This is a genomic window from Crocosphaera sp. Alani8 (assembly GCF_038442745.1).
Classification (GTDB): domain Bacteria; phylum Cyanobacteriota; class Cyanobacteriia; order Cyanobacteriales; family Microcystaceae; genus Crocosphaera.
In genome coordinates, this window is sequence record NZ_JARVCN010000429.1 from 1 (window position 1) to 2,404 (window position 2,404).

Genomic DNA, 2,404 nt, shown 5'->3' on the forward strand with positions numbered 1-2,404 from the left:
AAAAATGGATAACTTTTAATCATACCATGAAACACTTTTGCAAGAGGTCTAATAACTATACTCTCGATCCTGCCGAGCGTGATGAAATATCTTCTTTTGAAAGGGAGGAAGAACGAAAATTTATTGAAGCTATTCTTCCAACCTTACCTATTCAGATTGCCAAAGAAGCTATTGCTAATCATAGACGTAGAGACCTTAGTGACATTGAATTTGCACTCGCAATCGAAGAAGCCTTTTTCTTTCAGGGTAACGCAGGGAGTAAAAACGCCTCTGGCTTTGAACACGTCTTTGTTGGTGAGCAAAAGGATGAGGGGGAAAAACCAGATAAGAGTCCCACCGAGTTAGGAGGTTACCACTTTTGGTACAAATACTTTCTCGATGATGGCGGAAAAAACTCTACAATGGAGTTTTCGGATAGGATCTCTTATGGAAAGTCTGAATATGATAATGATCAGGGTATATTGGTTCCTGAAGTTATTACCCTAAGTTACACCTGGGAAGCACCTGAATTTGACAATAACGGCAACCCAACAGGTAAAAAACAATTGCTGAACAAACCAATTGGTGGCTTCTGGGTGGGCTGTAGTCCCGAAGGTTTAGTTGCATTGTCAATGGTAAAACTCTTAGTTGGACGTTCAAACGCCATTATTAACAATGCCGAATATGAATTGAGGCTATTCACCCTCAGCAATAACTCTGCCTCTATTCGTACATTCTTCCCCAAGTTTCTTGGCATCAGTGTCAGGAGGGACGGCGCAACCCCTGGTGGTGGTGATGGTTCAAACACTGGTGGTGGTGACTCCAGTGATCGTGGAACAGGCAGCAGTAGATTGAAAAAAGATTTTGTGGCTGAAGAACAGCCAGAATTTAAGGGCGATCTCATTCATATAGCGGCAGCACTTATCAATCCAAGCGGCGACGAAACAGGCAAAGAAACTATCACCTTGTTCAATGCTTCTAGTGAGTCTGTCAACTTGGAAAATTGGCAAATTATCGCCCCTAATGGCTTCGTTTTTATGCTCACTGACACCATCATTGAACCTGGTGATTTTTTGCCACTACGTATGATTGCTAATTCTCCTCAGTTCCGAAACAAAGGGGGAACCATTGCCCTCCTCGATGCCAACGACACCGTTCAATCTCGTGTCAAATACACCTCAGATCAATCCGTTCAGGAAGATATTTTTATTTCCTTCTAAACCTTGTCTAAGTTGAAACCAGTGCAAAGGAATTACTGCCCTAAATTCCTTTGCACTCTTGATTTTAGGAAATAATTTTACTACAGAGGAATTACTACAAAAATCTATAAAATTATTAATAGTTTTGATAAAACCGTAACCAATCTTCATAACTTTTATGTTTGGCCTCGTAGCGTTGATCATCAACAATTAAATGATAATCATTCCATTCTGCTTCGCCTAGTCCTTTGACCCATTCTATTTTATCAGAAAACCGAGGTAAATTAGGATAGACTTCATAATAAGGACGGAAAGGTTCACAAACTTCTTTATAACCTTTCCAACGCCAACCTTTTAACTTAAACCAGTTTTTTAAAACACTTTCACCGTGGTCAATAATATCCATATATTTCTCTATGGAAAAATTAGTAGAACCAGCGATCATTTGCATTCTCCCATCATGGATATAATTATGACACGCATGACATAAAGCGCAAGTTCCTACATATTTGACTTTACCTGTACCATAATTGATAGAATAACATTCATGAGCTTCTAACCATTGATGATATTTAGCGTCATATTTGTGAACCCCACAAGCCCAACAATGTTGGCCTAATTTCGCTTTCGCTTCTCGTTTTGTTTGGTTCCACCATTCCTGACCTTTGATTACTCTGGGGGCTAACCCATGTAACGGTTTGGGAATATTTGGGTGAAATAATAACCAAGGATATTTACTCATAATTTTCTCCGCTAATAATCATTATTTTCTATTCTTTCTGTCAGTTTTGATAAAAAAGTATCCCATTCTTCTATCAATTCAAGCTCTAACATGGCAGGAATACAAACTAAAGTCTCTACATAATAATAAGTACCGCTCCAGTTATGATTAGAAGTCCAATAAGAACATTCCTCTTCTATCATTCCAATCCAAACGGGACAACTTGGATAATTCATCTGTTTTCTCCTATTATTAAAAATCACTTAATCATCAAACTGTATTCTTTATTATCACTAAAGAAAGCCCAATCAAGTTGTTTCTTACTTTTCAAAGCTTTCTTAATTTCTGTTAGATTAGCTTCAATTTTTACCCGTTGGTATTCACTGGGTAATTGTTCAGGTTCAATATTCAAACAGACACGGGGCTGTTTACGTCTCATTGAGAGTTTACAAGGGGAGCGACGCAAAAATGTCGCATCGACTAAATCTAGTCCAGGCAAGGGCTT

Annotated in this window: 3 protein-coding genes and 1 pseudogene; 1 reads left to right on the forward strand and 3 read right to left on the reverse strand. The window is 38.5% G+C overall.

The window, feature by feature from the left end; translation table 11 throughout:
* The coding region (locus P9B04_RS21190) for a lamin tail domain-containing protein (protein WP_342056958.1) at positions 1 to 1,199 on the forward strand (1,199 nt) is incomplete at its 5' end.
* Between the two features lie 115 nt (positions 1,200 to 1,314).
* On the opposite strand, the gene P9B04_RS21195 is transcribed toward P9B04_RS21190, so the two are convergent.
* The 3 genes and pseudogenes from P9B04_RS21195 to P9B04_RS21205 form a co-directional block, all read right to left on the reverse strand.
* Positions 1,315 to 1,920: a hypothetical protein gene (locus P9B04_RS21195; RefSeq protein ID WP_342056959.1), complete on the reverse strand. Its 606-nt coding sequence runs from the start codon at positions 1,918 to 1,920 to the stop codon at positions 1,315 to 1,317.
* A gap of 11 nt (positions 1,921 to 1,931) precedes the next feature.
* A complete protein-coding gene (locus P9B04_RS21200; protein WP_342056960.1) occupies positions 1,932 to 2,135 on the reverse strand; it encodes a hypothetical protein in 204 nt (67 codons plus the stop codon).
* Between the two features lie 23 nt (positions 2,136 to 2,158).
* Positions 2,159 to 2,404, reverse strand: a pseudogene (locus tag P9B04_RS21205) (siphovirus Gp157 family protein); the annotation flags it as partial.

Excerpts from the sequence above, each read along its gene's own strand:
- P9B04_RS21195 (WP_342056959.1), bottom strand. The coding sequence starts at position 1,920 with ATGAGTAAATATCCTTGGTTATTATTTCACCCAAATATTCCCAAACCG.
- P9B04_RS21200 (WP_342056960.1), bottom strand. The coding sequence starts at position 2,135 with ATGAATTATCCAAGTTGTCCCGTTTGGATTGGAATGATAGAAGAGGAA.